Here is a 26,309-nt window from a genome sequence, read left to right as displayed (position 1 = left end):
GAAGTAGTATCACACAATATTGAAACTGTCCGCCGTTTAACTCGTGAAGTTCGAATACAAGCTAAATATGACAGAAGTTTAGCAGTATTAAAATACTTGAAAGAACAAGGAGTAAAAAGAACAAAATCAGGAATTATGCTTGGCCTTGGTGAAACTGAGGAGGAAGTTATTCAAACCATGCAAGATTTGAGAGATAATTATGTAGATATTGTAACCATTGGTCAATACTTACAACCAAGTAAAAAACATTTGCCCGTTAAAGAATATATTACTCCCGAGCAATTCGAAAAATATGAAAAAATTGGCAAGGAAATGGGGTTTCGTCATATTGAAAGTGGAGCTTTAGTTCGTTCATCATATCATGCTGAAAAACATATACTATAGTTACAAGTTGTATAGTAGAAATATCTAAAGACTTCCCCACTATTAGAACTAAATTTATCACTTTATAATTTATGACAAGAATAGCCATTAATGGGTTTGGAAGAATTGGCCGCAACTTATTCCGATTACTTTTAAACCATCCATCTATTGAAGTAGTTGCTATTAATGACGTTGCCGATAATCGTACTATGGCGCATTTAATAAAATACGATAGTATTCACGGTGTTTTGTCTAATACTGTTACTTATGACGATACTTCAATTAGTATTGATGGTAAACCATTTCCCTTTTTTCATGAAAAAGAAATAAGCAAACTGCAATGGAAAAACATTGATTTTGTAGTTGAAAGTACAGGAAAGTTTACCACTTTTAAAGACATAAACAAACATATTTTGGCTGGTGCAAAAAAAGTTATTCTATCAGCTCCTTCAGAAGTTTCAGAAATAAAAACTGTAGTACTTGGCGTAAATGAAAATATATTGGACAGAACTGAAACCATAGTTTCTAATGCTAGTTGCACTACAAATAATGCTGCACCTATGATTAAAGTAATTAATGAACTTTGTGGCATTGAACAAGCCTACATAACAACGGTTCATTCTTATACTACTGATCAAAGTTTGCATGACCAACCACACAAAGACTTAAGAAGATCTCGTGGTGCAAGTCAATCTATTGTTCCCACAACTACAGGAGCAGCAAAAGCATTGACTAAAATTTTTCCTGAAATGGATGGTAAAATAGGTGGAAGTGGCATTCGAGTTCCTGTTCCTGATGGTTCTTTGACGGATATTACATGCTATGTAAAAAAAGCGGTAACCATTGAACAAATCAACACTGCTTTCAAAAAAGCCTCTGAAACCTATCTCAAAGGAATTCTAGCCTATACTGAAGATCCAATTGTATCTGTAGATATTATTGGCAATACGAATTCTTGCCTATTTGACTCGCAACTAACCTCAGTTATTGATAAAATGGTTAAAGTAGTGGGTTGGTATGATAACGAAATTGGATATTCTTCCAGAATAATTGACTTGATTTTATTTATGGAAAATAAGCCTAAAAAACACAATCAATTAGTATTGAAGAATTAATTCTTTGATTAATTGTCTCAATTTAGGTTCTGCTTCGTTAGCAGCTTTTAAAACTTCATCATGAGTTATAGATGCTAAATATTCTTCACTACCCATATCTGTAATTACTGAAATACCAAAAGTTTCCAAATCCATGTATCGAGCAACTATAACCTCGGGAATGGTTGACATGCCAACACAATCCGCATACTGCAAAGTGAATTCAATTGTAATATCATCCGTAAAACTCCCTAATCCAGAACCCAAAATCACACCATATTCTGGAGTGAAATTTATTTTGCCCTTTATAAAATTAACGGTTTCTTGAACAAGCACCCAAATAGTTTAAAATAGATTCATCAAAAGCTTCATGATTATCAATGAACTTACTTTTGATAGGTAAATAATATAATTGTTTTGCTAAGATTTCTGAATTCAAACGTACAAAATCTTTTTCGGTTGTAATTATAACTTTGTCCCTTGCTATATTTTTAAAGTTTATAATTTCACTTTCGCTAAAATGATGATGATCAGAAAAAGTCAAAATATCATCTTTTTTAGTTTTTAAATAATCGAAAAAAGGCTTTGGATTTGCAATTCCAGCTAATAAAACTTTTTCTTTTGATTTAATTTCTGAAACTTCCAAAGTGTCATTTTGATTATAAACCTTGTTGTCATAGTCAATAAAACTAAAAAATATTGGAATATCAAAACCTATTTTCTTTTTAATGGTTTCTTGCTCAAGTTGAGAAATTGTTGGCGGACATTTACTAACAATTATCATATTAGCTCTTTTGGCACCATTTCTTGTTTCCCTCAGATTTCCTGTTGGTAATATAAAATCATCGCAAAATAAATCTTCATAAGCCGTCAAAAGAATGTAAAAACCTGCTTTTACTTTGCGATGCTGAAAAGCATCATCTAACAAAATAATTTCAGGTCTAGATTTTTGATTCAATAATTGCTCAATTCCGTTTTTTCTGTCTTCATCAACAGCTACTTTGATTTCAGGAAATTTTTTAAAATATTGAAAAGGTTCATCTCCTAGAATTTCAGCAGTTGAAGCAGCATCCGCCAAAACAAAACCTTTTGATTTTCTTTTGTAACCTCTACTCAAGGTTGCTATTTTGTATTTAGAGGAAAGTAACCTTATTAAATATTCAATCTGAGGTGTTTTTCCTGTACCGCCAACACTTATATTACCAACAACAATAACGGGAATGTCAAAAGAATAGGATTTAAAAATACCTTTATCGTAAAGATAAATTCTTAAAGAAGTAAGTAAACCATAAAGAATGGCAAAGGGGAAAAGTAATTTTCGTAACAAAATCATAGTACGAAAATAGAGAATTTACCTCTAATACACGAATGTTTTTTATATTTTTGATGTAAAAGATTTTATCTTTGAAAAAATTTCAGTTTAAAATTATTTATGCCTTTTGAGCTAAACAAATGAAAACATTTTACTTTATAATAGCTTTATTTTTTTTCAACACTACAAGTATTTTTGCTCAAGAAAACGATAACGTTAAAATTTTGAAAATCATATTTTCTAAATACTACAAAAATGAAAAAGTTATTGCCAAAGGAAGATTACAACTTCTAAATTTTTATTGTAAAAAAGCACCTAATAATGAGGAAGTTTTGGAAGTAATTTCAAAAAGTGATTTCCTTAATAAATATGGTATCGAAATAAAAAAACAAATCATCTATGGCATAGACGATGATTGGTCAATAGAATACAATAACTTATTCAACAATCAAAATCAATATCTCAAAAGTAAAGTTAATAACTGTTTATCTTTAGAAGATTTTCAAAAAATTTCTAATCAATATGGTGAAAACAACCAACGATTACTTATAATTAATAAACCTATATATTTTTCAAATAATAATTTTGCTTTAGTAAAAATTGCATTCTACAGAAACATTGAGCACAACAGTGGTAGTTTTTTATTATTAGAAAAAGTAAATGGTGTTTGGATCATAAAAGAATATTTAAACCAATGGGCAACATAATATGAAACTAAAAGAAATACTCCCAATACTTGAAGAAATGGCACCTTTGGCGTATGCTGAAGATTTTGACAATGTTGGTTTACTTGTAGGTAACATAGAAACTGAAATAACAGGAATTCTGGTTTGCCATGATGCTTTAGAAAATATAATTGACGAAGCTATTATTAAAAAATGCAACTTGGTAGTTTGCTTTCATCCTATAATATTCTCAGGATTAAAGAAAATAACTGGAAAAAATTATGTGGAGCGCTCAATTCTAAAAGCCATAAAAAATGACATTGCCATTTATGCTGTTCATACTGCTTTAGATAATCATAAAAATGGTGTAAATAAAATATTCAGTGATGTTTTAGGTTTAATCAATACCAAGATTTTAGTACCAAAACAAAACTTCATCCAAAAACTAGTTACTTACACCACACCTGAGAATGTAGAGAAATTAAGAAATGCTTTGTTTGAATCCGGCGCAGGAAAAATTGGCAACTATGAAAATTGCAGTTTTAATTCTAATGGCATAGGCACTTTCATGGGCAATGAAGATAGTGATCCCAAAATTGGCAATCGCTTTGAATTTGTAGAAAATGAAGAAATTAAAATTGAAGTAACCTATGAGAAACACTTACAATCTAAAGTTCTAAAAGCCTTATTCAACAATCATGCTTATGAAGAAGTAGCTTATGGAATTCATGAATTACAAAATGTTCACCAAAATATTGGACTCGGAATGATAGGTGAACTTGAGAAACCTATGAAAGAAAATGAGTTCCTTTCTTTTGTAAAAGATAAAATGCAATGTGGCAGCATTCGTCATAGTGTATTACTTGGAAAACCAATAAAAAAAGTAGCTGTACTCGGCGGTTCGGGGAGTTTTGCCATTAGTAATGCCAAACAAGCTGGAGCTGATATTTTTTTAACCGCCGATTTAAAGTATCACAACTTTTATGAAGCTGAAAATCAATTGGTTTTAGCCGACATTGGACACTTTGAAAGCGAAAGATTTACAAAAAATTATATTGTTGATTTTCTTAAGAAAAAAATCCCTAATTTTGCAATCAATTTTTCAGAAGAAAATACAAATCCAGTTAAGTACTTATAAAATATGGCTGCTACAAAAGAACTAAGTGTTGAGGACAAATTAAGAGCTATTTATGATTTACAAATCATAGATACAAGAATTGATGAAATCAGAAACGTCAGAGGTGAATTACCTTTAGAAGTGGAAGATTTAGAAGATGAAGTAACAGGCTTGAGCACTCGTTTAGATAAATTAAAAAGTGATTTAGTTATAATTGAAGAACAAATTAAAACTAAAAAAAATGCTATTGATGACCATCAAGCAGCTATCAAAAAATATACTGCTCAACAAAAAGAAGTTCGTAATAATAGAGAATTCAATTCATTGACAAAAGAAGTAGAATTTCAAGAATTAGAAATTCAATTGGCTGAAAAACAAATCAAAGAATTGAAAGCTTCTATCGAACACAAAAAAGAAGTAATAGCAAACTCTAAAGAAAAATTAGACCAAAAAACATCTCATTTAAAACACAAAAAAGCTGAATTAAGTGATATAATGTCTGAAACACAAAAAGAAGAAAGCTTCTTAATAGAGAAATCTGCCAATTATGAAGCTCAAATCGAAGAAAGATTATTAGCCGCATACAAAAGAATTCGTTCCAGTGTTCGCAATGGTTTAGCTGTTGTTTCTATTGAGCGAGGTGCTTCAGCAGGATCGTTCTTTACAATTCCTCCACAAACACAAGTTGAAATTGCAGCGCGCAAAAAAATTATCACTGACGAACATTCAGGAAGAATTTTAGTTGATGCTTTATTAGCAGAAGAAGAAAGAGAAAAAATGCAAAAAATATTTGCTCACCTATAATAATTAATCCCGACTTGTTCGGGATTTTTTTATGAAAAAAATCAAATACTTTCTCATAACAAAATCTGTTGGTTTATATATCAATGTATATAGTTATTTCAACACTGAAAAAGCTAAGCAATTAGCTTACACCATTTTTAGTCAACCCAGAAAAAGAAAATTAGACAAAAATAATTTACCGAAGTCTCTACAAAATGCAACATTAGAACTATTCAAGTATGACAATGAAGACTTTCATGCCTATATTTGGAAAGGTTCAAAAGAAATTATATTACTAGCCCATGGCTGGGAGAGCAATGCTTCGCGTTGGAAAAAATTACTTGAGCACTTAAAACCCTACGATCATACAATTATTGCTATTGATGCGCCAGCTCACGGTTTAAGTTCCAGTTCTGAATTTAATGCTCCAAAATATGCAGAATTCATTCATATTTTGGCTCAAAAATACAATCCAAAAATAATCATCGGACATTCTATTGGTGGCACTTCCATTGCCTTTTATCTACATAAATACAAAAACGATGCTATAGAAAAAGTTGTAATGCTAGGCGCTCCATCAAATTTTAAAAAGATAAATGATAATTTTATTCAAATACTTAGTTTAAATACTAAAGTAAAATTACTTCTAGAAAATTATTATCAAGAAAAATTCAATATAAATATAGATGAATTTGCAGGACATTTATTTGCTAAAAACTTGAAACAAAAAGCCTTAATTGCTCATGATTATGGTGATAACGTAATTCAAGTTGAAGAAGGAAGATTGTATGCCAAAGCTTGGAAAAATTCTATTTATATAGAAACAAAAGGCTTAGGACACAGCTTGCATGATGAAAATTTATACCAAAAAATCACAGCATTTATAACAGAAGAATAATTTTTATCTATTTATTCACTAATTTTATTACTTGCTGAGATCCTGAATAAAGAACGTATGTATCAATGAAATTTTTTAAGTTTTATTTAAAAAAAATACTTTATAAAAATAAATATTTCCTATTTTTATAAAAGCATAACCAAAATCTATCATTAACTATCCCTAATCATGAAAATAGATAAAATACAAGCACTACGCGGACCAAATATTTGGAGTGTGCAACGCAAAAAACTTATCCAAATGCGATTGGATTTGGAAGAAATGGAACAATTTCCAACTAATAAAATTGAAGGTTTTCGAGAACGTATTGAAGCCATGTTTCCTACTATGATAGAACATCGTTGTTCTGAAGGAACTCGTGGCGGTTTCTTTTCTCGAATAGAACGTGGCACTTGGATGGGTCATGTTATAGAACATATCGCATTGGAAATTCAAACATTAGCTGGAATGGAAACTGGTTTTGGCAGAACACGGGAAACCAAAACACCTGGAATTTATAATGTCGTTTTTAGTTATACCGAGGAAAATGTTGGTCTTTTTGCTGCTGAAAGTTCGGTTGCTATAGCCGAAGCATTGATAGCCGGAACTGACTATGATGTAGAAGGCGATATTCAAAAAATGCGAGAAATTCGGGAACGTGTTCGCCTTGGTCCTTCAACAGGAAGTATTGTGGAAGAAGCCGTTGCGCGCGATATTCCTTGGATACGATTGGGTACAAATTCTTTGGTACAATTGGGTTATGGAGTCAATCAAATGCGTTTTCAAGCTACTATTACTTGTAAAACAAGTAGCATAGCTGTTGATATTGCCTGTAATAAAGAAGAAACCAAAAGAATGCTAGACTTGGCATCGATACCAGTTGCTAGTGGCGGAATATGTGTAGATGAAGAAGATTTAGAAAATACTATCAAGAAAATTGGATATCCTATTGTTATTAAACCTTTAGATGGAAATCATGGAAAAGGCGCTTCTATCAATGTTGTTACATGGGAAGATGCAGTTTCTGGTTTAGCTTATGCACAAAAGTATAGCCGAAGAGTTATTGTTGAAAAATTTATCACAGGTTTTGATTTTAGAGTTTTAATAATTGACAATAAATTAGTAGCTGCTGCAAAAAGAGAACCAGCACACGTAAAAGGAGACGGAAAACAAAACATCCAACAGTTAATTGATGAAACAAACCTCGACCCAAAACGTGGTTACGGACATGAAAATGTTTTAACTCAAATAGATGTTGATAGGGATACTACTGATTTATTAGAAAAATTAGGTTATACTCTAGAAACTGTTCCAAGAAAAGATGAAGTTGTTTACCTAAAATCAACCGCAAATTTGAGCACTGGCGGAACATCAGTAGATGTTACAGATATGATGCACCCAGAAAATATTTTCCTCTGCGAACGTATATCACGTGTCATCGGATTAGACATTTGTGGCGTAGATATCATGGCTGAAAATTTAACTCAACCTTTGAAAGAAAATGGTGGTTGCATACTTGAAGTAAATGCTGCTCCTGGTTTTCGTATGCACTTAGCACCTTCCGAAGGATTGCCAAGAAATGTTGCCGCACCAGTAATTGATATGTTGTATCCTCCTGGCAAACCAAGTCGTATTCCTATAATTGCAGTGACGGGTACCAATGGAAAAACTACCACTACTCGATTATTAGCACATATTATAAAAAATAATGGTTACAAAGTGGGCTTTACAACTTCGGACGGAATTTATATTCAAAACCACATGATGGAAAAAGGCGATACAACTGGTCCAATTTCTGCTGAATATATTTTGAAAGATCCAACTGTAGAATTTGCTGTTTTAGAGACTGCCCGTGGAGGAATTCTTCGTTCTGGTTTAGGATTCAGTCGATGTGATATTGGAATCATTACTAATATTCAAGAAGACCATTTGGGCTTAAGCGACATTCATAATTTAGATGATTTGGCTAAAGTCAAAGCAACAGTAGTTCGCAGTGTTAAGAAAGATGGATGGGCAATTTTAAATGCCGAAGACTCTCAATGCTTAAAAATTGCAAACGAGTTGAGTTGTAATATAGCCTACTTTAGTATGGATGAAAACAACCCAAATGCGCAAAAATTTGCCAAAGAAGGAAAGATAGTAGCCGTATATGAAAATGGATATATTACCATTAAAAAAGGCGAATGGAAAATTCGTATAGAACGTGCTACACATGTGCCTTTGACTATGGGTGGAAAAGCCAAATTCATGATTGCTAATGTATTAGCCGCCACTTTAGCTGCCTATTTACAAGGTTTTAAAACAGAAGATATTAGCTTGTCGTTACAAACCTTCATTCCTAGTGCTGCACAAACACCTGGAAGAATGAATATCTTTGATTTCAAAAAATTTAAAGTCTTAATTGATTTTGCTCACAATCCCGCTGGATATCGTGGTGTGGAAGAATATTTATCATCCGTTGAAGCTACCAAAAAAATTGGAATTATTGCTGGTGTCGGCGATCGTCGTGATGAAGATATTAAAGAATGTGCTATTATTGCGGCTCGCATGTTTGACCATATAATCATCCGACAAGAAAAATATTTACGAGGAAGAACTGATGAGGAAATCATAAGTTTAATCATGGAAGGTATAAATGAAGTAAACAGAGATGTTACCTATGAAATCATTCCAAAAGAAACCGAAGCAATAAAACATGCCATTAATAGTGCACAAGATGGCACTTTTATCACAGCATTGAGTGATGTGGTTACTAATGCTATTGATATCGTTCAAGAATATTTAGACAAGGAAAATGAAGATGGAAATATTTAATTTATATAATACATAAAAAATAAATCCAAAATTCTTAAAGGCTTTGGGATTTTTTAAAATTTCAATTTATTATGACTACACTCATTCAACTTATTCATCAATTAGAAAACCAAATTGATAATCACGAAAAATTAAACTTAACTGTTTCTGAGTCGAGCATTGGTTGGCATTTAGACCACAGTTTAATGGTTATTAATGGAATAATTATACAACTAAAAAATTCAAATCCTGAACAATACAAATGGCGTTTTAATTTAAAACGTGGCTATATAAAAACAATCAATAAAATTCCAAGAGGAAAAGTAAAAGCACCAAAAGTAGTGCAACCAAAAGAAATCGCTTCAAAAGAAATCCTAACTACAAAACTTGAAGCTTCAAAAATCAATATAATTGAACTAGAAAATCTTCCTACAAATAGTTATTTTAATCATCCTTATTTTGGTGATTTGAACTTAAAAAATACTCTTTGGTTTTTAAAACTACATACTTATCATCATTTGAAAATCATAAATGACATCAACAATAATGGGTAATCTTTTAACCAAGAAATTATGCTTTTTTAATACATTTACATCCAACAATAAAATTACCTCATGAACAAAAAGATTTTACTATTCGTATGCTTTTTAATAGCATTTTCTACTCAAGCCCAATTAAAAAAATTCAGTTTAGAAGAAGCTGTTTTACAACAAAACAGAAAATTTGGCGCCGATAAATTAACAGGTTTTCAATGGTTACCGAATTCCAATAATTATGCTTATTACACTGATTCTTGGACAAAAATGATGAGTGCCAATGTAACCAAAAAAGATGCAATTGAATTGGTAAAACTTAACGACATAAATACCGCATTGGGAACAAAATTGAAAAATTTCTTTAGTGTACAATGGATTGATTCAACTACCATTTTATTATCTGAAACAGGAAAGTATTATAGTTATAACATTAATACTAAATCAGGAAAACTTATTCAAGAAGTTCCAGAAACTGCCGAAAATCAAACCTTTGATAACGCAAAAATAAATATAGCTTTTACAGAAGCTAACAATTTATGCTACTTCAATAAAAACAAAGAAAAGATAACAGTTACCAATAACACCGATAAAAATATTGTTTGCGGACAATCCATTTCTAGAAACGAGTTTGGCATTAATGGCGGTATTTTTTGGTCACCTCAATCAACTTACATCGCATTTTATCAAAAAGACGAAACAGATGTTGCTGATTATCCGTTATTAGATATTAATGAAACTCCTGGAAAATTGGTAAACATTAAATATCCAATGATTGGTCAAAAATCAGAAAAACCAAGAGTTGGAATTTACAATTTGACTACTCAGAAAACAGTTTTTATAATGCCAAGAGGAAATACCGATGACTATTTGACAAACCTCACTTGGTCCCCAGATGAAAAATACATGCTGATAGCCGCGTTAAATCGTGGTCAAAATGATATGAATTTAGATTTATATGATGCCGCAACGGGTTTGTTTATAAAAACACTTTTTAATGAAAAAAATAATGCTTGGGTTGAACCAGAACATCCTGCGTTTTTCCCAAACAATAAATCAAATAACTTCATTTGGATTTCCGAAAAAGACGGTTTTAACAACCTGTACTACTACTCTATTGACGGAAAATTAATCAAACAACTGACTACCAATAAATTTCCAACTCGCGAAATCATTGGAGCAAATCCAACTGGAACCGAAATTTATTTCAAAGCAACTGGTGACAAAGGCATTAATATGTTGGTATATAAAGTTGATTTAAAAGGAAAACAAACCTTGATAACCCAAGACGAAGGTATTCATAACGTAATGGTGTCAACAGATGGAAATTGGCTTTTTGATGAATATTCAAATCATTCCACTCCTTCAAAATCATTATTATACGATAAAAAAGGCAAGGCAATCATTTTACTCGAAAGTAAAAACAAATATGAGGGTTATGAAATAGGTAGTGCCGATATTAAAACCATAAAAGCTGCTGATGGTAGTACTGATTTATACACACGATTAATAAAACCAAGCAACTTTGACCCATCTAAAAAATACCCAGTTTTGGTTTACGTTTATGGCGGACCACATGCGCAAATGATTACCAATTCATATCTTGATGGTGCTAATCTTTGGATGTACTGGATGGCAGAACAAGGCTATTTGGTTTTTACAGTTGACAATCGCGGTTCAGACAATCGCGGATTTGCATTTGAAAGTGCAATTCATGGAAGATTAGGTGTCAACGAAATTGACGACCAAATCAAAGGCGTTGACTATTTAAAATCATTGCCTTATGTAGATGGTAATCGTTTAACGGTTCATGGCTGGAGCTTTGGTGGTTTTATGACAACTTCTTTAATGACAAGAAAACCTGATACTTTCAAAGTGGGTGTTGCTGGTGGACCAGTAACCGATTGGAAATATTATGAAATTATGTATGGCGAACGTTACATGGACACACCTGCAGAGAATAAAAAAGGATTTGATGAAGCTTGTGTGATGAATTATGCCAAAGATTTAAAAGGAAAATTACTTTTAATTCATGGAACAAGTGATGATGTAGTTGTTGAACAGCATAACCTTTCTCTAGTTAAGAAATTCGTTGAACTTGGAAAACAAGTTGATTACTTTCCTTACCCAATGCACAAACACAACGTCATTGGAAAAGACAGAGTGCATTTGATGACTAAAGTGTTGAATTATGTGATTGAGAATAATAAGTAAGTACAAAAATTAAAATCCCAAATATAATTTGGAGATTTATTATGTTTTTTGAGGTTTCTTTCTGGCAGCAGGAAACAAAACATTATTTAAAATCAATCGGAAACCAGGCGAATTAGGATGTAAATCTAAAACCGTTGGCTCATCACCTACTCTATGCTGATAATCTTCTGGGTCATGACCACCATAAAAAGTAAAAAACCCTTTTCCTTTTTGACCATGGATATAACGTGCTTCATCATTAAGTTCATTTTTTCCTAAAATCAATATATTAGACTTAATCAAACTGCTATCAAAAGAAGTAGTTTGTCCCATAAAACCTTTTACTAATTGGGTATGATTTTGACATAGCATACTTGGAATAACATCCCATTTGGCTGAAAATTCCATCAAGCTGAAGTAATCTTTTTCGAAAGGAATTCTTCGCTTTTCTGTCATATCAATATCAGAAAACTCATAATGTTCTGGTCTTCTATCAAGAATAAAATCTTTGAAAGCAAAGGTTCTAGAATAATCAACTTTAGATTGATAATTTGGGTCACTATCATCACCGTCAAACATTGGATCGCAAATATCTGAACCTTCCGCAGAGAGAGCGATATCAAAACTATCAGTAGCAGAACACATAGCAAACATAAAACCACCGCCGATAACAAAGTCTCTAATCTTTTTGGCCACAGCTAGTTTCTCTTGTGATACTTTTGCAAAACCTAATTTGGCAGCTAAAGCTTCAGCATCTTTCTTTTGTTCAATATACCAAGGCGCATTTCTGTATGCACCATAAAATTTTCCATATTGTCCTGTAAAATCTTCGTGATGCAAATGCAACCAGTCATATAAAATCAACTGATCACTCAATACTTCTTCATCATAAATTACTTTAAAAGGAATTTCAGCATAAGTTAATACCATCGTTACAGCATCGTCCCAAGGTTGTTTTCCTGGTGGTGAATAAACAGCTATCTTAGGAGCTTTTTCCAAAACAACCGTTTCCATATTTTGTGATGGACTTGAAATAGCTAGTAGTATTGATTGCTCTTCACCATCCGATAATATTTCAAAACTCACACCTCTAATTTGACATTCTTTTCTAATCTCGGGTACATCAGGCAAAAGAAAAGAACCACCGCGATAATTTAATAACCAACTGGCTTTATATTGTTTATCCAAAGCCCAATAAGTAATTCCATAAGCTTTCAAATGATTTTTCTGTGAGGTTTCGTCCATGGGGAGCAATATAAAATTAGCCCTCGTGGAAAAGGAAATCAGCAAAAGGAAAATATAAAATGACTTTTTAAACATCTTAATAAAATAATAAATCCAAAGATAACTGATTTACTGTGAAGAAAAATATAAAAAAATCTCGATTTCTAGGGATTATATTTTTTAAAAAGGAACATCACTGTCGTCATCATTTCTATTGATATTACTACCAAAAGCTTCATTAGGCGAAGGCAGATTATTGGTTATATAAGGATTATCGTCATGATTCATTTTTGAAGGTAAATCATTAAAAGCACTACTATATTCTTCTAAATTATCAAACTTACCTAGGTTGCCAATAAATTTCAGACGAATATTTTCTAGAGAACCGTTACGGTGTTTTGCTATGATAAATTCAGCTTGACCAGCAGTTGGAGATTGCTCATCATCATCCCATTCATCAATTTTATAATATTCTGGACGATAAATAAAAGAAACAATATCTGCATCTTGTTCAATTGCTCCTGATTCACGAAGGTCAGAAAGTAACGGTCTTTTACTTGAACCACGTGTTTCCACAGCACGAGATAACTGAGATAATGCAATCACTGGAACTTCCAATTCTTTAGCTAAAGCTTTTAGATTTCTAGAAATAGTAGAAATTTCTTGCTCTCTATTCCCTGCTCCTTTTCCATTACTTCCGCCTGCAGTCATCAATTGTAAATAGTCTACAATTATTAATTTGATTCCATGTTGTGAAGACAAACGACGTGCTTTTGCACGTAAATCAAATATTGAAAGAGATGGAGTATCATCAATATATAATGGTGCACTTTCTAAATCTTTAACTTTAGTTGATAATTGCTCCCACTCATGTTTTTCTAATTTTCCGGTTCTCAATTTTTCTGAAGACAAACCAGTTTCCGAAGAAATCAAACGAGTAATTAACTGCACTGATGACATTTCTAAAGAGAATAAAGCTACAGGATGTCCAAAATCTATTGCCATATTTCTTGCCATAGAAAGTACAAAAGCAGTTTTACCCATACCAGGACGAGCTGCAATAATTATCAAATCTGAAGGTTGCCATCCGGAAGTAATTTTGTCTAATTTTTCAAAACCAGTAGCAATTCCACTCATTCCTTCTTTATTAGCAATATCTTCAATTCGTTTTTTTGCTTGAATTACAAGGCTTTGAGCTGTTTCTGAGCTACGTTTTATATTTCCTTGAGTTACTTCATATAATTTAGATTCAGCTTTGTCTAACAAATCAAACACATCTGTAGATTCATCATAGGATTCTTCAATGATTTCAGAAGATATTTTGATTAAACTACGCTGAATAAATTTTTGTAATATAATTCTTGAGTGAAACTCAATATGTGCTGATGAGGATATTTTTTGTGTTAATTGAATTAAGTAAAAATCGCCTCCAGCTAAATCAAGTTTACCTGCTTTTTTTAACTGAGCAGAAACTGTTAATAAATCAATAGGTTGAGAATCTGTGAACAACTGAAAAATAGCTTCAAAAATGTGTTTATGTCCTTCTTTATAAAAAGCATCAGGCTGCAGAATATCAATTACCTCATCAACGCCTTTTTTATCAATCATCATTGCACCAAGAACAGCCTCTTCAAGGTCGAGTGCTTGTGGTGGTAGCTTCCCTTTTTCTAAGTTTATAATAGTTGTCTTATCCACTTTAATTGGACTAATATTTCTGAGATTTTCCATGTAACGAAAGTAACTATTTTACAAAAATTATCAGCATAGAGTTATTCAAAGTAAATGTTTATAAGTTTCTATTTTTTGTTAATAACCAAAAAAAAATCCGAAACCATTGGGATTCGGATTTATAATCATTTTATAAGATTTTACTCCTTATATTCTCCCATCTTGCTGTATTTATCCATCCTTTGGGTTACTAATTCTTCTGTTGATAAATCTTTTAATTCGTTAAAAGCATTCATTATATATTGTTCAACAGTTTTGAATGTAGTTTCTTTATCGTAATGAGCTCCACCAAGTGGCTCTGGTATAACATCATCAACTAATTTCATTTTTTTCATGTCTGAAGAAGTCAGCTTCAAGGCTTCGGCTGCTTGTTCTTTATACTCCCAACTTTTCCATAATATAGAAGAACAAGACTCTGGAGAGATGACAGAATACCATGTGTTTTCTAGCATCAAAACTCTATCCCCTACACCTATTCCTAAAGCTCCACCAGAAGCACCCTCACCAATGATAACACATATAATTGGTACTTTTAATCTTACCATTTCAAATATATTTCTAGCGATAGCCTCTCCTTGCCCTCTTTCTTCGGCTTCCATACCTGGATATGCCCCAGGGGTATCTATAAGAGTAACTACTGGAATGCCAAATTTCTCAGCCATTTTCATCAAACGCAAAGCTTTGCGATAACCTTCTGGACTTGCCATACCGAAATTACGCAATTGACGCATTTTTGTATTAACCCCTTTTTGTTGTCCTATTAACATAAATGATTGTCCATCAATTTTGCCTAAACCCCCAATCATGGCTTTATCGTCTTTAAAATTTCTGTCACCAAACATTTCAAGGAAAGTACCTTTTGTTAAATTAGTAATATGTTCTAAAGTATAAGGACGATTTGGATGACGTGATAGCTGAACTCTTTGCCAAGCGGTAAGATTTTTATAAATTTTACGTTTGGTTTCTTCTAATTTTTTTTCAATTTGTTGGCAAGTATCTGTTACATCAACATTAGATTCAGTACCAATTATCAGGCATTTATCGAGTTGATCTTCTAATTCTTTAATAGGAAGTTCAAAATCTAAATATTCCATAGAGTTGTTAGTTTTTGTTTAATCGAACCGCAAATATAAAATTTTAAATTGTGATAAAAAGCACATATCAAAGATTAGTTTTAAACAACACTAACCTTTAACTAACATTAATTTAATTTTAATTTACGGCTTTTTAAGATAGCATTTAATAATACCGTTAGCAAAATTATGAAAGCACCTAAATAAAATTCAAAGCTCATTCTTTCTTTATCTTTAAAAATCAAAACAGCTAAAATTATACCATAAATAGGTTCTAAATTAATGGTAAGCATTACTGTATAAGGGCTTAAAAACTTCATAACTGAAGTTGATGCTATGAAAGCATAAGAAGTGCAAACCGAACTTAAAATCAACAAATACATTAAATCTTTAGCAGAAAGCCGGAAAAAAGTTGGAGAAAAACTATGGTTAAAGAAGAGTAAAAAAGTAAAAAAAATAACCCCTCCCGAGAGTTCATAAAATGAAATAATTGTAGGGTCATGCTCTTTCACAAACTTAGAATTAATAACAGCAAATAATGCCGATAGAAAAGCTGAAGTCAATGCGATTATGATTCCCAAAAAATAATTTCCTTCAACTTTAAATATAATATACAAACCAAAAACAACGAGTAATCCAAAAAAAACTTCATATCGCACTATTTTTTTTCCATATAATATTGGTTCTAATAATGAAGTAAACAAAGCTCCAGTTGAAAGACATGCTAAGGTTATAGAAATGTTTGAGATTTTAATGGCGTGAAAAAATGTAAACCAATGCAAAGCAATAATCAACCCAGAGAATAAAAACTGCAACAACACTTTTTTTGAAATACGTAAAGAGATTTTTTTGAAATAAATATAAACAGCTATAAATCCTACTGCGAATAGCATTCGAAACCAAACTAATGGTAAAGCATCCAAAGAAATCAATGCCCCAAGAACGGCTGTAAACCCCCAAATGAAAACTATCAAATGAAGATGTAAATAGCTTTTTACATTATCGTTTAGCATTCCTTAAAAGAAAAATGGCTAATATTCCAAAAACAATATTTGGTGTCCAAACGGCCAATAATGGTGGCGCAGCAGATTTTTCAGCAAGAACTCCAAAAACTTTATCTAAAAACACAAAGGCAAAAGCTAGGATAATTCCAATGGCCAAGTTGGTTCCCATGCCACCACGACGTCTCATGGATGAAACAGATACGGCTATAATAGTTAAGATAAATGCTGAAACTGGTATACTATATTTTTTGTACAAAACAACTAAATAGACATTTATATTAGAAGAACCTCTGGCTCTTTCTTTATCTATAAATTTATTCAAATCATCTAAAGGTAAGGTTTCTGCAATAAAAAAAACTGGTGTCAAATCTTCTAAATCAAAATTGAAAACAGTATCTTTTTTTTCACCTGATTCTATACTATCACCAAACTTACCAATCTTTCTTTTGCTATAATTGAATAAAGTATAAGTACTGTCTTTTACATTCCATTTAATTCTATTTGCAATTAATTTATATTTCAACTTATCGCCATCAAATTTTTCCATAGAAAAATTAAAAGCCATTTTTGAAATTTCATTAAAATTACTCACAAAAATATATTCATCTTTACTGATTTGTCGAAAAACATCTGAATTATCACGCATGTCACTTATACCTCCACCAGAAAGATACGTATATCGAAAGTTATTAAAACCGGCACTTGCTTTTGGCAACAAAAAAATGCTCATTACCAAAGCCAATATTGATACTATTGTTGCCCCAATAATATACGGACGAAGAAATCTAGAAAATGAAATTCCCGAACTTAAGATGGCTATAATCTCGGTATTATTAGCTAATTTGGAAGTAAACCAAATAACCGATAAGAACAGAAAAATAGGGAATAATAAATTGGCGAAATAAATAGTAAAGTCTAAATAATAAGATGCAATCCTAACAAAAGGCACCTTATTTTCAATCATTCTATTGACTTTCTCAGACACATCAATCACTATCCCAATCGGGATGAACATCAATAACATTACGATGAATGTTAATAAATAGCGTTTAAGTATGTATTTGTCAATAATTTTTAACATATAGTTGGTTTCGGGTTTAAGGTTTCGGGTTTAAGGTTTCGGGTATTTACTGAACTCGGAACTTTAAACTCGGAACTTTATAATCGTTGGCTCATATTTTTAACCATCATCTCTTTCCAAACTCTAAAATCTCCTGCTAAGATATGTTTTCTGGCCTCACGAACCAACCACATATAAAATCCTAGGTTATGTATTGTAGCAATTTGCTTTCCTAAATATTCATTAGCAGCGAATAGATGCCGAAGATACGCTTTTGTATATTCGGTATCTACAAAGGTATATCCCATTTCATCAAGAGGAGAAAAGTCGTCTTCCCATTTTTTATTTTTAATATTAATGGTACCATTAGCTGTGAACAACATTCCGTTTCTTGCATTACGAGTAGGCATCACACAATCAAACATATCAATACCCAAGGCAATATTTTCTAATATATTTATTGGGGTTCCAACTCCCATTAAATACCGCGGTTTGTCTTCGGGCAAAATTGCTGTTACCACTTCGGTCATGGCATACATTTCTTCTGCTGGTTCGCCTACTGATAATCCACCTATAGCATTGCCCTCTGCTCCAGCATTGGCAATATATTCAGCCGACTGTTGACGCAAATCTTTATAGGTACTACCTTGAACTATCGGGAAAAAAGTTTGCTCGTAACCGTATTTAAAAGGAAGTTTTTCCAAGTGATTGATACAACGGTCTAACCAGCGATGTGTCATTTTCATCGATTTTTGTGCATAGCGATAATCACAAGGATAAGGTGTACATTCGTCAAATGCCATGATGATATCAGCACCTATAGTACGTTGGATTTCCATTACATTTTCGGGAGTGAAAACATGGTACGAACCATCAATATGCGATTTGAATTTTACACCCTCTTCTTTAATTTTTCTATTGGCAGAAAGGGAATACACTTGGTAACCGCCACTGTCGGTTAAAATATTTCTGTCCCAATTCATAAACTTGTGCAATCCTCCCGCTTTTTCTAGAATGGTTGTTTGTGGACGCAAGTATAAATGATAAGTATTCCCAAGAATAACATCTGGATTAATCTCCTCTTTCAGTTCGCGTTGGTGTACTCCTTTTACTGATGCTACAGTGCCAACAGGCATAAATATGGGGGTCTCAATAACACCATGGTCAGTTGTTATACTTCCAGCACGCGCACTTGAGTTTGGGTCTTTGGCTAGTAAATCAAATTTCATTACTCTCTTTTAATGGTGGGCAAAGATAAAAGAATTGTGAATTGTGGATTGTGAATTATGATTTTATTTAACAATTTTTAAAGTACTCAATACTTTTAATAACTTCTAAACAAAGTTTTGCCTTTCGATAAAAATAGCATTACTTTTATCAACTATTTTATATTATTAATCGATGAAATCATTCTTTAAGCACTTAACAAATTTTGAAAAATTACTAATTCTGCTCGTATTTGCAATATATTTTAATAATTTATTTATTGATATTATGCAAGTTGATGCAGCACAATATGCTGGAATTTCAGCCGAAATGGCGCAAACCAATTCCTATCTTGAAGTAAAAGAATTTCAGCAAGATTACTTAGACAAACCACCTTTATTGTTTTGGCTGTCAAGTATAAGTATTAAATTTTTTGGCTCAACAAATTTTGGTTATAAAATTGTTTCTTTCCTTTTTATACTTTTTTCTTTATATGCCGTTTACCGTTTTACTATTTTGTATTATTCAAGACAAATTGCAAAAAATGCATTACTAATTTTAGCAACTACACAAGCATATTTTTTAATCACAAATGATGTCCGAACCGATGCCTTATTAACTTCTTGCACAATAATAGCTGTTTGGTTGTTTTCTGAATTTTTTGAAAAAAGAAAAATTAGCAACCTAATTTTGGGTTCGGTTTTTATGGGATTAGGAATGCTCGCAAAAGGACCTATTGGTGCCATTGCAGTTTTAATGCCAATAGGAATAAACCTAATGTATCAGCAAAAATGGCGCGATGTTTTTAATCTTCGTTGGATTTTAGTGCTTTTAATTGTAGCTATTATATTGTTACCAATGTCTTATGGATTATATACCCAATTTGATTTGCATCCCGAAAAAGGAAAAAAGGGATTGTATTTTTATTATTGGTTGCAAAGTTTTGGTCGTATAACGGGAGAAAACCATTGGAATAATGGCGCACCATGGCACTTCTTTTTAGGATCAATAATTTGGGATTTCTTTCCTTGGATTTTTCCTTTTTATTTTTCGCTTTATTTTAAATTGAAAAACCTATTCAATCGCAAAGCCAAACTTCCCGAAATAACGACTTTAGTCGGATTTATAGTAATTTTTGCCATGCTATCGTTATCAAAATACAAATTGCCACATTATATTTTTGTTACATTGCCATTTGCATCTATAATTTTAGCAGAATATTTAACGAATTGTAACTTCAAAATATGGAATCGATGGAGAATAACTAATTATGTTGTTGGAATTTTAATCCTATTGCTGTTCATAGTTTTTAACTTATTTTTCTTTCCAGAATTTAATATTTGGGTTATTATTTGTGTTGTTTTACAATTGTTTATTTTGTATTATTTTAGAAAAACAAAAGAGCAAAATAGTGGGCAACTGATTGTTTTTGTTTTAGTTTTAAATTTATTTTTAAGTTTTGTTTTTTATCCAAAATTATTGACGTTTCAATCCGAATCTGAAGCCGGAAAATGGGCAAGTAAAAACATCAAAAAGGAAAACATTTTTACATTTAATACGCACTCCAACTCATTTAATTTTTACACACACAATCCATTTACAAAAATTGTGACCAAAGAAAAATTAAAAACCATAAAAAAATCATTTTGGGTATATATTTCCGAGGAAGATTTGGAAAAAATTAAAGATTTAAATCTCAAAATAGAAGTAAAAAAAAGCTTTGATTATTACCCAATTACAAGATTAAAATTAAAATTTTTAATAGCAAGATCAAGACAAGATTTACTGAAAAAAAATTATTTAATTAAAATAATAAATAACTAATTGTGAAAAAATTATCCATAATCATTCCTGCGTATAATGAAGGCAATACCATTCACTTCATTCTTGATAAAGTAAAACTTGTACAACTCATTGGTGGGTTGGAAAAAGAGATTATCATCGTTAATGATTGTTCAAAAGACCATACTGAAGAGGCAATAAAAAGCTATATCACTCAAAATCCCGAATTGAACATACAGTATTTTAAACACGAGATAAACAAGGGTAAAGGAGCTGCATTACACACAGGAATTTCAAAAGCAAAAGGAGAATTATTAATCATACAAGATGCCGATTTAGAATATGATCCAGAAGAATATAATTTACTTTTAAAACCAATTTTAGATGGGTTTGCCGATGTTGTGTATGGTTCCCGATTTATGGGAGGAAACGCACACAGAATACTCTTTTTTTGGCATTCTATTGGAAATAATATTCTAACTTTTGCATCTAATATGTTTACCAATTTGAATCTATCGGATATGGAAACCTGCTACAAAATGTTTAAAACAGAAGTAATTCAAAAAATTACATTAAATGAAAATAGATTTGGTTTTGAGCCCGAAATTACTGCAAAAATTGCTCGCATCCCAAATGTCAGAATTTATGAAGTTGGTATTTCCTATTATGGTAGAACTTATGCCGAAGGGAAAAAAATTGGATGGAGAGACGGCTTTAGAGCTTTGTATTGTATCGTGAAATATGGTTTATTAAAAAATAGCTAATCGTTTATAACTTGTGATAAGTTCATTTGTCATGATTTAAAATTAGAATTACTTTTGACAGCAAATAATTTATACCTATTTATAATGTCTAACACACAACATTTACACGATTTTACAACTCAAGTAAGAAGAGACATTCTTCGTATGGTACATGCCGTAAACTCGGGACATCCTGGAGGTTCTTTGGGCTGTGCCGAATTTTTCACGGTGTTATACCAACACCTATTGAAAAGAAATCCAGGGTTTAGTATGGACGGAATTGGAGAAGATGTATTCTTCTTGTCCAATGGTCATATATCGCCTGTTTTCTATAGCGTTTTAGCTCGAAGTGGTTATTTTCAAGTATCGGAATTGGCTACTTTCAGAAAATTAAACTCTCGTTTACAAGGACATCCCACCACACACGAAGGGTTACCAGGAATTAGAATTGCCTCGGGTTCACTTGGCCAAGGATTGTCGGTTGCCATAGGTGCTGCACAAGCCAAAAAAATAAACAACGACAGCAATTTAGTTTATGTGTTAACTGGTGATGGCGAATTGCAAGAAGGACAAAACTGGGAAGCCATTATGTATGCTTCCGCCAAAAAAGTGGATAATCTTATTGCAACCGTTGACCTCAACGGACAACAAATTGATGGTTCTACAAATGAAGTATTGAACATGGGTAATCTAAAAGCTAAGTTTGAAGCTTTTGATTGGGATGTTTTAGAAATTAAAGAAGGTAACAATATCGAGGCAATTGTTACCGGAATGACCGAAGCGAAGTCAAGAACAGGTAAAGGTAAACCAGTTTGTGTTTTACTACACACCGTTATGGGTAACGGTGTAGATTTTATGATGCATACCCATGCTTGGCATGGAAAAGCCCCAAACGACGAACAATTAGCCAACGGATTATCACAAAATCCAGTTACATTAGGAGATTATTAAATTGTAAAAATAATATAATAGCATCGCGAGATACTGAAATAAATTCAGCATAAATGAAAAAATACACCAACACAGGAAGTAAAGATACCCGTTCAGGTTTCGGAGCAGGAATGACAGAATTGGGACAAACGAATGAAAATGTAGTGGCTCTATGTGCCGATTTAATCGGTTCATTAAAATTTGATGATTTTAAGAAAAACCATCCGGAACGCTTTTTCCAAATCGGGATTGCAGAAGCTAATATGATTGGGATTGCTGCGGGCTTAACCATTGGTGGAAAAATTCCATTTACGGGTACGTTTGCTAACTTCTCTACTGGAAGAGTGTACGACCAAATTCGTCAATCGGTTGCCTATTCTGATAAGAATGTGAAAATTTGTGCTTCACATGCTGGATTAACTTTAGGAGAAGATGGAGCGACGCACCAAATATTAGAAGACATCGGATTAATGAAAATGTTACCTGGAATGACTGTAATCAATACTTGTGATTATAACCAAACCAAATCGGCAACAATAGCCATTGCTGACTATCACGGTCCGGTTTATTTGCGTTTTGGTCGTCCAGTTGTTCCAAATTTCACTCCCGCAGATGAACCTTTTGTAATTGGAAAAGCGATATTGCTTAGCGAAGGAACCGATGTGACTATTGTAGCAACCGGACATTTAGTTTGGGAAGCTTTGATAGCTGCTGAAGCACTCGAAAGTAAAGGTATATCAGCAGAAGTAATCAATATTCATACTATTAAACCACTAGACAATGAAGCTATATTGAAATCAGTTACTAAAACGGGTTGCGTAGTAACGGCTGAAGAGCATAATATTTTAGGTGGTTTGGGGGAAAGTGTTGCTAGAGTCTTAGCACTTAACAATCCAAAACCTCAAGAGTTTGTCGCGGTAAATGATAGCTTTGGGGAAAGCGGAACACCAGTTCAATTGATGGAAAAATACAAACTAAACCATCAAGCTATTCTAGAAGCCGCAGAAAGAGTAATCAAGAGAAAATAATATTTTTAATAAAAAATCCGCTCATTGAGCGGATTTTTATTTTTACTACTATATTAGTGACATACAGTAGAAAGATGTTTTTTCTTGTTGTCCGAACAAAGTGGTATATCTGCAAACGGATAAGCAACACCTGTTAGTGGATTTAATATTTCTATTTTAGTTTTAAAAGTATCTGCATCATCGTCAACATCCAAGAAATCTGGAATTTCATCTCCATCAGTATCATCTGGATTTACAACTCCAGAACCCAATATCCTGACATAGCCATCACCGTTTATATCTTCCAAATAGGAATCGATACCATCGCCATCTTGATCATTTCTTTGAATTTCATATAATTTGAAAGAAAATACTAAAGGAGAATAAGCAGGAATTGAAGCAGTAGAATTAGCATAATAAGCTAAACCTGAAGGCAAAAACATAACACCTGCTCCAAAATCATTAAAAGTGATGGTGCCATCAACATTTGCAGAATAAGTTCCTGTTGTAAATTTTGGGAATACTTCACTCCATCCTTTGATAACAGAGGTTAAATTAAAATATGTTTGAGGATTAATTGATTCTTCAAATTGAACATGTTTTAAACGTTCTACTTCAACACCTTCAACAGTTTCTTTTACCGTATATAAATATTCTCCACGATAAGCAGTTAATACTTTATCTACATTACAAGGGGACTTACTAGTAGGTCCAGAACCTTGTCTTAGCTTCAAATAATATACTTTATAGGTAATATCATTTTGATCTACAGTAAAGTCAGTTACTAAGTCTGGACTATTCCAAATTGAAGTTTGAGATCCACCTTCAGGAATTTCTATATAAGCAACGTCTTTATCATCTGTAAAACCAGGATGATTGATAACTTCTATGTAATGAGTTTGTAAAAACTTTTCAATTAGCTTTATGTCTTTATCATATTGTTCGGCATAATCACGTAATGACACGGTTGTATTGTCGCTTTTGGTACAAGAAACAATAAAGATACTCAAGGTGATAAGTAATATAGCTTTAAAAAAAGTATTCATTTTTATTTAGATTTAAAGCGCGCAAGATACAATATTGATTTATTTTTGTAAACAATTTAACTTTGAATTTGGAAAAAATATGAGAGTAGATAAATTTTTATGGTGTGTTCGCTACTATAAAACTAGAAATATGGTAACTGAGGCTTGTAGAAAAAATCAAATCACTGTAAATGGACAGGTAGCGAAAGCATCTAGGGAGGTTTTTCCAATGGATAAAATTACATTCAGAAAAGATCAAATAATTTATCAAATAACTGTTTTAGACATTCCGCTAAGTCGTATGGGAGCAAAATTAGTTGATATTTATAGAAAAGATGATACCCCCTCTGAAACTTTTGCTCATTTAGAGCTACTAAAACTATCAAAAGAACATTATAGAAAAACTGGAACAGGAAGACCAACCAAAAAAGATAGAAGAGATATAGAAGATTTTGGTTTAGATATTGAATAATAAAACACAACAAAATAATTTTAATAAAAACAAAAAAAAGATGCAAAATATCATCCTCAATCATCAAGAAATTGAACATAAAATAAGACGGATAGCCTATCAAATTGTAGAAACTTATACTGATGAAAAAGAAATAATATTGGCTGGTATAACCAAAAACGGATTTACTTTAGCTGAAAAAATTAATATTGTTTTAAATACTATTTCAGACCTAAAAGTAATATTGTGTGAGGTGATAATTGACAAACAAAATCCATTCGATTCCATAAAAACCTCAATCTCTAAAGAAGTTTATTCTAATAAAGGAATTGTGCTAGTAGATGATGTTTTAAATTCTGGAACGACATTAGTATATGGTGTAAAACATTTCTTGGAGGTGCCTGTTAAAAAGTTTAAAACCGCGGTACTAGTAGATAGAAATCATAAAAAATTTCCTGTAAAAGCAGATTTTAAAGGGATTTCATTATCAACTTCGTCAAAAGAACATGTTCATGTGGTCTTTCAAGACGGTAATGATTATGCTTACTTAGTTTAGTTTTTCAAGAATGCTTTCTACCACTTCATTTGGTTTTTTTGTAGAAATATCGATTACATGAGTAGCCTGATTATAAAAGAAACTCCTATCAAAAATATTTTTGGCAATAAACTCTTTTAAATCATTATCTGATTGATTAGCAACTAAAGGTCTATCGTCTTTTTTATTTTTTAATCTTTCAAAAATAACATCTACAGAAGCTTTTAAATAAATAGAAACTACATTTTCTCCATTTAATAATTGATGATTATTAGCGTAACAAGGTGTTCCACCACCCGTACTTATAATAAGTTTTTCCTCATTTTCAATTAGAACTTTAAAAATATCATGTTCTATTTTCCTAAAATAGATTTCACCTTTCTGTTCAAAAATATTTTTTATCGATAAATTGATTTTGTTCTCTATCACTTTATCCAAATCAAGCCATTCCATTTGGATTTTTTTAGCTAATAATTGTGCAATTGTAGACTTACCAACAGCCATATAACCTATCAAAATAATTTTCTGCATTACAATAAAACCTTATATATTAAGTCATTAACACCTATTGCCAAAAAAAGGTAAATTTATAATAAAATTGCTTTGAAATATGAATAATAAGGTCTTATATTTGCACCCGCATTCAAGAAAAGAAAAAGACTCGATAGCTCAGTTGGTAGAGCACATCACTTTTAATGATGGGGTCCTGGGTTCGAGCCCCAGTCGGGTCACATTTTTTTTCTTAAAAACTCTTACAGACTCGATAGCTCAGTTGGTAGAGCACATCACTTTTAATGATGGGGTCCTGGGT

25 protein-coding genes and 1 tRNA gene are annotated in these 26,309 nt (G+C 32.0%); 16 read left to right on the top strand and 10 right to left on the bottom strand.

The window, feature by feature from the left end:
* Together ACOYLT_RS03235 and gap are read left to right on the top strand one after the other, a co-directional pair.
* Positions 1–384: radical SAM protein (locus ACOYLT_RS03235; protein ID WP_422852407.1), on the top strand; the 384-nt coding region annotated here is incomplete at its 5' end.
* Positions 385–455: 71 nt separating this feature from the next.
* Positions 456–1,478, top strand: a complete 1,023-nt coding sequence (gap, locus tag ACOYLT_RS03230) for a type I glyceraldehyde-3-phosphate dehydrogenase (RefSeq protein WP_422852406.1) — start codon at positions 456–458, stop codon at positions 1,476–1,478.
* Here gap and ACOYLT_RS03225 read toward each other — a convergent pair.
* Complete coding sequence (locus tag ACOYLT_RS03225; RefSeq protein WP_422852405.1) at positions 1,461–1,793, bottom strand: hypothetical protein; 333 nt, start codon at positions 1,791–1,793, stop codon at positions 1,461–1,463. The genes gap and ACOYLT_RS03225 overlap by 18 nt on opposite strands.
* Positions 1,771–2,790: a tetraacyldisaccharide 4'-kinase gene (gene lpxK, locus ACOYLT_RS03220; RefSeq protein ID WP_422852404.1), complete on the bottom strand. Its 1,020-nt coding sequence runs from the start codon at positions 2,788–2,790 to the stop codon at positions 1,771–1,773. Before lpxK ends, ACOYLT_RS03225 begins: the two co-directional genes overlap by 23 nt.
* 119 nt (positions 2,791–2,909) lie before the next feature.
* Here lpxK and ACOYLT_RS03215 point away from each other — a divergent pair, with 119 nt between their 5' ends.
* The 7 genes from ACOYLT_RS03215 (at position 2,910) to ACOYLT_RS03185 (ending at position 11,751) form a co-directional block, all read left to right on the top strand.
* Complete coding sequence (locus tag ACOYLT_RS03215) at positions 2,910–3,476, top strand: hypothetical protein (RefSeq protein WP_422852403.1); 567 nt, start codon at positions 2,910–2,912, stop codon at positions 3,474–3,476.
* Between the two features lies 1 nt (position 3,477).
* Complete coding sequence (locus ACOYLT_RS03210) at positions 3,478–4,572, top strand: Nif3-like dinuclear metal center hexameric protein (RefSeq protein WP_422852402.1); 1,095 nt, start codon at positions 3,478–3,480, stop codon at positions 4,570–4,572.
* A 3-nt stretch (positions 4,573–4,575) separates the two neighbouring features.
* Positions 4,576–5,355, top strand: coding sequence for a zinc ribbon domain-containing protein (locus tag ACOYLT_RS03205; RefSeq protein ID WP_422852401.1), 780 nt, complete (start codon positions 4,576–4,578; stop codon positions 5,353–5,355).
* 31 nt (positions 5,356–5,386) lie between these two features.
* Positions 5,387–6,232, top strand: a complete 846-nt coding sequence (locus ACOYLT_RS03200) for an alpha/beta fold hydrolase (protein WP_422852400.1) — start codon at positions 5,387–5,389, stop codon at positions 6,230–6,232.
* A gap of 168 nt (positions 6,233–6,400) precedes the next feature.
* A complete protein-coding gene (gene cphA, locus ACOYLT_RS03195) occupies positions 6,401–9,025 on the top strand; it encodes a cyanophycin synthetase (RefSeq protein ID WP_422852399.1) in 2,625 nt (874 codons plus the stop codon).
* A gap of 71 nt (positions 9,026–9,096) precedes the next feature.
* Positions 9,097–9,558, top strand: a complete 462-nt coding sequence (locus ACOYLT_RS03190; RefSeq protein ID WP_422852398.1) for a DUF1569 domain-containing protein — start codon at positions 9,097–9,099, stop codon at positions 9,556–9,558.
* A gap of 60 nt (positions 9,559–9,618) precedes the next feature.
* Positions 9,619–11,751: a DPP IV N-terminal domain-containing protein gene (locus tag ACOYLT_RS03185; protein WP_422852397.1), complete on the top strand. Its 2,133-nt coding sequence runs from the start codon at positions 9,619–9,621 to the stop codon at positions 11,749–11,751.
* A gap of 39 nt (positions 11,752–11,790) precedes the next feature.
* Here ACOYLT_RS03185 and ACOYLT_RS03180 read toward each other — a convergent pair whose 3' ends face one another.
* The 6 genes from ACOYLT_RS03180 to tgt all read right to left on the bottom strand — a co-directional run bounded on the left by ACOYLT_RS03180 (position 11,791) and on the right by tgt (position 19,048).
* Positions 11,791–13,050 carry an asparagine synthetase B gene (locus tag ACOYLT_RS03180; RefSeq protein WP_422852396.1) on the bottom strand — a complete coding sequence of 420 codons (1,260 nt, stop codon included), beginning with the start codon at positions 13,048–13,050 and terminating at the stop codon, positions 11,791–11,793.
* A gap of 84 nt (positions 13,051–13,134) precedes the next feature.
* Positions 13,135–14,682: a replicative DNA helicase gene (gene dnaB, locus ACOYLT_RS03175; RefSeq protein ID WP_422852395.1), complete on the bottom strand. Its 1,548-nt coding sequence runs from the start codon at positions 14,680–14,682 to the stop codon at positions 13,135–13,137.
* A gap of 140 nt (positions 14,683–14,822) precedes the next feature.
* Positions 14,823–15,776, bottom strand: coding sequence for an acetyl-CoA carboxylase carboxyltransferase subunit alpha (locus ACOYLT_RS03170; RefSeq protein WP_422852394.1), 954 nt, complete (start codon positions 15,774–15,776; stop codon positions 14,823–14,825).
* A 107-nt stretch (positions 15,777–15,883) separates the two neighbouring features.
* Positions 15,884–16,768, bottom strand: a complete 885-nt coding sequence (locus tag ACOYLT_RS03165) for a DMT family transporter (RefSeq protein ID WP_422852393.1) — start codon at positions 16,766–16,768, stop codon at positions 15,884–15,886.
* Positions 16,755–17,840 (bottom strand): LptF/LptG family permease, encoded by a 1,086-nt coding sequence (locus ACOYLT_RS03160; protein ID WP_422852392.1) that lies wholly within the window; start codon positions 17,838–17,840, stop codon positions 16,755–16,757. Before ACOYLT_RS03160 ends, ACOYLT_RS03165 begins: the two co-directional genes overlap by 14 nt.
* Positions 17,841–17,917: 77 nt before the next feature.
* Positions 17,918–19,048 (bottom strand): tRNA guanosine(34) transglycosylase Tgt, encoded by a 1,131-nt coding sequence (gene tgt / locus ACOYLT_RS03155; protein WP_422852391.1) that lies wholly within the window; start codon positions 19,046–19,048, stop codon positions 17,918–17,920.
* A 172-nt stretch (positions 19,049–19,220) separates the two neighbouring features.
* Between tgt and ACOYLT_RS03150 the strand changes: the two genes are divergently transcribed.
* From ACOYLT_RS03150 to ACOYLT_RS03135, 4 genes are all read left to right on the top strand, one after another.
* A complete protein-coding gene (locus ACOYLT_RS03150) occupies positions 19,221–20,849 on the top strand; it encodes an ArnT family glycosyltransferase (protein WP_422852390.1) in 1,629 nt (542 codons plus the stop codon).
* A complete protein-coding gene (locus ACOYLT_RS03145) occupies positions 20,849–21,571 on the top strand; it encodes a glycosyltransferase family 2 protein (RefSeq protein WP_422852408.1) in 723 nt (240 codons plus the stop codon). Before ACOYLT_RS03150 ends, ACOYLT_RS03145 begins: the two co-directional genes overlap by 1 nt.
* A gap of 84 nt (positions 21,572–21,655) precedes the next feature.
* Positions 21,656–22,501, top strand: a complete 846-nt coding sequence (locus ACOYLT_RS03140; protein WP_422852389.1) for a transketolase — start codon at positions 21,656–21,658, stop codon at positions 22,499–22,501.
* Between the two features lie 53 nt (positions 22,502–22,554).
* On the top strand, positions 22,555–23,508 hold the full coding sequence (locus ACOYLT_RS03135) for a transketolase family protein (protein WP_422852388.1): 954 nt from the start codon (positions 22,555–22,557) through the stop codon (positions 23,506–23,508).
* Between the two features lie 53 nt (positions 23,509–23,561).
* On the opposite strand, the gene ACOYLT_RS03130 is transcribed toward ACOYLT_RS03135, so the two are convergent.
* Complete coding sequence (locus ACOYLT_RS03130) at positions 23,562–24,533, bottom strand: FKBP-type peptidyl-prolyl cis-trans isomerase (RefSeq protein WP_422852387.1); 972 nt, start codon at positions 24,531–24,533, stop codon at positions 23,562–23,564.
* 79 nt (positions 24,534–24,612) lie between these two features.
* Between ACOYLT_RS03130 and ACOYLT_RS03125 the strand changes: the two genes are divergently transcribed.
* Together ACOYLT_RS03125 and ACOYLT_RS03120 are read left to right on the top strand one after the other, a co-directional pair.
* Complete coding sequence (locus tag ACOYLT_RS03125) at positions 24,613–24,984, top strand: RNA-binding S4 domain-containing protein (protein ID WP_422852386.1); 372 nt, start codon at positions 24,613–24,615, stop codon at positions 24,982–24,984.
* A 40-nt stretch (positions 24,985–25,024) separates the two neighbouring features.
* Positions 25,025–25,519, top strand: a complete 495-nt coding sequence (locus tag ACOYLT_RS03120) for a phosphoribosyltransferase domain-containing protein (RefSeq protein WP_422852385.1) — start codon at positions 25,025–25,027, stop codon at positions 25,517–25,519.
* Here the strand turns inward: ACOYLT_RS03120 and ACOYLT_RS03115 are convergent.
* Complete coding sequence (locus ACOYLT_RS03115; protein ID WP_422852384.1) at positions 25,511–26,029, bottom strand: shikimate kinase; 519 nt, start codon at positions 26,027–26,029, stop codon at positions 25,511–25,513. The two genes, ACOYLT_RS03120 and ACOYLT_RS03115, sit on opposite strands and share 9 nt — an antisense overlap.
* Before the next feature lie 127 nt (positions 26,030–26,156).
* Here ACOYLT_RS03115 and ACOYLT_RS03110 point away from each other — a divergent pair.
* Positions 26,157–26,229, top strand: a tRNA-Lys gene (locus tag ACOYLT_RS03110).
* Positions 26,230–26,309 lie beyond the last annotated feature (80 nt).

Origin of the sequence: Flavobacterium sp. (genome assembly GCF_049318185.1) — a bacterium.
Taxonomy (GTDB): Bacteria; Bacteroidota; Bacteroidia; order Flavobacteriales; family Flavobacteriaceae; genus Flavobacterium.
The sequence above is the reverse complement of the archived record's forward strand: the minus strand, read 5'-3'. Positions and strand labels throughout refer to the sequence as shown.